Origin of the sequence: Myroides sp. LoEW2-1, assembly GCF_009767705.1 — a bacterium.
Lineage (GTDB): Bacteria > Bacteroidota > Bacteroidia > Flavobacteriales > Flavobacteriaceae > Flavobacterium > Flavobacterium album_A.
The window spans coordinates 1-4,963 of record NZ_WSPP01000350.1; the positions used below are offsets into that span (position 1 = coordinate 1).

5 protein-coding genes and 1 pseudogene are annotated in these 4,963 nt (G+C 31.3%); 2 read left to right on the forward strand and 4 right to left on the reverse strand.

Translation table 11 applies throughout. The annotated features are described in order from the left end of the window. Positions 1 to 208, forward strand: a pseudogene (locus tag GOQ24_RS15755) (hypothetical protein); the annotation flags it as partial. Positions 209 to 219: 11 nt separating this feature from the next. After that, a complete protein-coding gene (locus tag GOQ24_RS15760; protein ID WP_155092216.1) occupies positions 220 to 1,050 on the forward strand; it encodes a S1 RNA-binding domain-containing protein in 831 nt (276 codons plus the stop codon). 283 nt (positions 1,051 to 1,333) lie between these two features. On the opposite strand, the gene GOQ24_RS15765 is transcribed toward GOQ24_RS15760, so the two are convergent. From GOQ24_RS15765 to GOQ24_RS15780, 4 genes are all read right to left on the reverse strand, one after another. After that, a complete protein-coding gene (locus GOQ24_RS15765; RefSeq protein ID WP_160340117.1) occupies positions 1,334 to 2,218 on the reverse strand; it encodes a PepSY-like domain-containing protein in 885 nt (294 codons plus the stop codon). A 7-nt stretch (positions 2,219 to 2,225) separates the two neighbouring features. Then, a complete protein-coding gene (locus GOQ24_RS15770) occupies positions 2,226 to 2,678 on the reverse strand; it encodes a PepSY-like domain-containing protein (protein WP_160340118.1) in 453 nt (150 codons plus the stop codon). A 62-nt stretch (positions 2,679 to 2,740) separates the two neighbouring features. Then, positions 2,741 to 4,018 carry a sensor histidine kinase gene (locus GOQ24_RS15775; RefSeq protein ID WP_160340119.1) on the reverse strand — a complete coding sequence of 426 codons (1,278 nt, stop codon included), beginning with the start codon at positions 4,016 to 4,018 and terminating at the stop codon, positions 2,741 to 2,743. 2 nt (positions 4,019 to 4,020) lie between these two features. Continuing rightward, positions 4,021 to 4,704: a response regulator transcription factor gene (locus GOQ24_RS15780; protein ID WP_160340120.1), complete on the reverse strand. Its 684-nt coding sequence runs from the start codon at positions 4,702 to 4,704 to the stop codon at positions 4,021 to 4,023. Positions 4,705 to 4,963: the final 259 nt, after the last annotated feature.

Consider the following 4,963-nt stretch of genomic DNA (forward strand, 5'->3'; position numbering starts at 1 on the left):
GAAACTGAGCTTTGATGAGAATAAATATGAGTTAGTAAATCACTTAAGAAAAAAACTGAGCAACTATGATATTGAAATTATCATAGAAGTGAATGAAGAAATAAAATTAGTAAAGAAAGTATTTGATAATAAGGATAAATTAGATCATTTTATTAAGTTAAATGAGAATGTTCGTTTGCTTAAAGAAACATTTGATTTAGAATTTTAATATATAAGTATATGATTAAGATAGGAGATGACAATACGCTAAAGATAGCCAGAACAACGAGTGTAGGTTTATACTTAACAGATGGAGAGAAAGATATTTTACTTCCAAATAAATATGTACCAAAGAAATTTGAGATAGGAGATGAAATTGTAGTATTTGTTTATTTAGATCAGGAAGAGCGATTAATTGCTACTACATTAGAACCGTATATCTACATCAATGAGTTTGCTCTTTTACAAGTTAGCTATATCAACGAGTATGGTGCATTTATGGATATGGGCTTAGAGAAGGATTTATTTGTTCCTTTCAGAGAACAAGCAAGACCTATGAAAGAAGGACACAGATACTTAGTATATATGTCATTAGATGAAAAGTCAAATCGCTTGGTAGGATCAAGTCGTTTGAATCAGTTCTTGGACAATTCTGAATTAACTGTAAATGAAGGTGATGAAGTTGAACTGGTAGTTTCACATATTACGGAATTGGGGATTAATGTCATTATCAATGACAAGCACAAAGGGTTAATCTATAAAAACGAGGTATTTGAAGATTTGCGTACAGGAGATCGAGTAATAGGATATATTAAATCTATCCGACCTGATGGCAAAATAGATGTAACGAGAAGTAAGGTAGGATATGACGGGGTGTTGGATAGTGCAGGTATAATCTTAGCTGAATTAGAAGGCAATAATGGCTTTTTAGGATTAACGGACAACAGTCATCCAGAAGACATTAAAACAGTGCTTAATATGAGTAAAAAGACATTTAAGAAAGCGGTTGGTACGCTGTATAAAGAAAAGAAAATAGTTATTACAGATAAGGGAATTGAACTTGTCAAGTAATAAGAATGAAAAGGCCTTGTAATTCATTTTACAAGGCCTTTTCTTTTGTATGTGTATTTAGAATAGTGTAAAAGTCGCATTTAGTATTATATGGTATTATTTTTACTCAAAAAACACGAAGGTTTAACTAATTTAATTCTCATTTTGTAAAATAAAAGAGTAGCTTGCGGGTATAATTTTTCTTTTTACACAGTGTCGACAATTGAGTCCCCAAAAACCAATTTGATTGGTTGTCAATTGTTGAAATACAAAAAGCAGGTAGTCCCAACTACCTGCTTTTCTATTAATAATCTATTCTTAAAAACTTACCACTTAAATCGAATTCAAGATCTATTTCTTGTCTTCCTTTTTCAAGTTCCACTTTGTATCTATTGTAATCTTTTTCAACAGATGCTAATTTATACTCTCCGTAATGGCTAGTTACGTATTGTACTAATTCTGCTGGTAAGAACGCTGTTGGTAAAGTTGCTTGTCTTCCTGCTTCGATTTCTCTCCAATCTCCTTGTTGGTTAAATTCGATTGATGTTCCTGAAGATAAATAGATGTCAAATTCTACTCGGTTGTCATCTATTTCTTTTTTCACGAATGTAATTTCTTCATTTGCAAAATTAGCACTTACAAAGTCTTTTGCCTTTTGTGGTAACTCATTTGCAGAAACTACTTGCTCGTTGTCGTGTTTGTCAATATCTAAGGCAATGAAGTTTTGGTTTATATCGAAGAACATCTCTAATCCATTGTTCAATTCAATCTCGTATCCTCTTCTATAGTCTCTATCAATTTCAATGATGAAATAGTTTGGATAATTAGTCTTTACGTATTGGTTGATTTTAGCAACTTCTTGCTCTAAGAAAGCTTCAGGAATAGCTGTTTTATTTATTGTTTCTACTTCAGTCCAATCTCCATTTTTATTAAAGTCAATCTTTACGTTATTATCCAAAGTAGTAGTGTACTTTGAGCCATAGTAGTTCTCATGACTTACTTTTCCACTTTGCTTAATTAAGCTCGCAGGAAATACTCCTTTTAAAAAGCTTTTGGTTGTAGCAGGTAGTTGTTCTTGATCTATTGTTTCGAATCTATTAGAATCGTTGCTGTTGTCATCTGATGAGCATGCTGTGAAGTTTAAACCCAATAAGCATACTGTTGCTAATAATAAAATTCTCTTTTTCATAGTGTTATTAATCATCAATTCTTGTAAAATTTCCTTTTAAGTTAAAAACAAGCTCTAAGCTATTAGATAGTTTTACATCGTACTTGTTGCTATCTTTTTCTATCTTAATGATTTGAGTACTTGGAAAGTTTGTTGTAACATACTTAGAAATACTTGGTAAGATAAAATCCGTAGGAATTCCCTTTGCTTTATTCTCAACTTCTTCCCAGTTACCATTTTTGTCAAAATCGATTTTAGTTTGATCTTCTAATACAACAGTGTAATCTGTACTGAACCACTCTTTCTCTTGAGTGATATAAGAAATCGTTTGCTTATTAAAGTTTTTGTCTAAAAACTCAATTGCGTTCTTTGGAAGTTCTTGTTTTTGAATTTGAACTGTTTGTGCTTGCGTAGTGTTAATACTTAATAAAGCAATAGCTATAAAACTTGCACTCACGAATAATCTTTTTAATTTTCTCATAACATTGTTTTTGTTTATTTGATAGCAAAGTAAAAACAAGAATCTGTAAAGAATTGGGAATTTTAAAAAGAATAAGAAATTTTAAAACAATGATAATTTTGATGATAATAATAGTCGATAGACAATCCTTTCGTTTCTTTGATAATCGTTTGAACAAGAGCAAGTCCAAGCCCAGTGGACTGTTCATTTGTAGTGGATCTATAGAATCTATTATAAATAAGGGCGGGATCTAATGCTGGTGAATAACTGGTGTTTTTAATTAAAAAATAATCTGAATTTATCTCAATCTCAATCTTTCCAGATTCAAAATTGTGGTTAATAGCATTTTTGAATAAATTATTGAATAAGGTAATTGCCAGCCCTTTATCCATAGTTATAATTAGTGGATTGGGACTAATCTTATTTACATTGACACTTATTTCTTTGAATTCATAGATGTCTTCAAATTCTTCAATAGTTCGTTGTATTAAATCATTAAAGTTAATTGATTCAACCTGTGTGTATTGATGATTCTCAATCTTACTGAGCATCAATAGTGATCGATTTAGTTTAATCAATCGATTTAAACTTTGGTGTACACTGACTAACTGTTCGATTTGCTTCTCTGTCAAATTTGTATCCTCAAATAGTAGTTCAAGTTTATTAGTAGCAATTGCCAAAGGGGTTTGCGTTTCATGGGCTGCATTAGAGATAAACATCTTTTGTTGGGTAAATGTATTCTCTATGTTGTGGATCATTCGCTTAAGTTCATCTTCTAATGCTTTAAACTCTGTTACTTTATTGGTTGTTTCAGGCTTGAAGTCATTACCTACTCGGTATGCTTTTAATTTACTAAGCAAACTGTGGAAAGGCTTCCAAACTCTTCTCAAAACGATATAGTTGATTAGGAAAATACTGAGCAATAACATAAAGTAAAGTGCTAATACAGCAAGTCCAAAATCTTGTAGTAATTCATCTGCTTCGATCGTCGAGGTTCTTATCTCTAACTTGTAATTATTCTCATTGCTATCTTGAAAGAAGGTGGTTAAAATACGCATCGGTTGTTCTTCATCGTCATAAGGGAGGAAGACCATTTTTGTAACAAAGGAATTTTTCGTTGAATATTCTCCAGGTGGAAGAGCAGTAATGCGAAAGTTATTTAGCCCAAACTGTGGCTTATTCCTAATTTCGGGGTTATCATAAGCTTTCTTGATAATTTCAATTTTGGTATTCTTTAAACCATCGTCTATATTATCGTAGACCTCATCAAGTAAAATTGTATAGAAAAGTGCTACCCAAATAGATAAGACTATGAGTATTCCTATAGTTAGATACTTTTGAGTATGGTGATGCAGTTTCATTGTTATTCCCCTTCAGTTGTTAATTTATACCCCATGCCATAAATAGATTTAATCTCTAAATCGGCTTGGTATTGCTTTAGTTTTTTGCGCAAGTTCTTTACTTGAGAATAAACAAAGTCGTAACTGTCTACTTCATCCATATAATCACCCCATATATTTTCAGCAATTGCAGCTTTGGTTAACAATCGATTCTTGTTGATTACTAAATATTGTAATAAAGCAAATTCTTTATTGTTCGTTTCCATTTCTTTGCCATTGACAAGAACAGTAAATTCGTCTGGAAATAGCTCTAAATTATTTATTTTAATACTGTTATTTCCATTTTGATTCTTTCTTCTCAAGACTGACTTTATCCTTGCGTGAAGTTCTGATAGGTGAAATGGCTTTGTCAAATAATCGTCTGCTCCCAACTCTAATCCACTTACTTTGTCGTCAATGGAGTCTTTGGCAGAAACAATAATTACTGAATCGCTTCTTTCTATTTCTTTTATTTCTTTGAGTAAGTCAATGCCATTGCCATCAGGTAACATGATGTCGAGTAAAATACAATCGTAATCAAAAGATGATATCTTGTGTAGTGCATCTTTGTAAGTATTAGCTACTTCGATTACATACATTTCCTTTTGTAGTGACTCTTGAATCGTTTTCTGTAATTCTTTTTCGTCTTCTATTATTAATACCTTCATATTTTGATGCAATTTGTTATAAAAGTAAGTTTTTTATCATTTACATAAAAATGAATAGGCTAAATAAAAGTATCAAATCAATTGTGAACTCAGGGGCGAAATTTGCCCTTATAGTGCTTAAAGTATAAGTATTCTCCAATTGCGACTTAAAATAATTTAACAAATTTTGGCACGCCTCTTTAATTGTTGTGTTTTTACTTGTAAATCAAGACATTGTTACTTTTAATATGTGTAATTTTTATTTGGTACAGTGTATTTA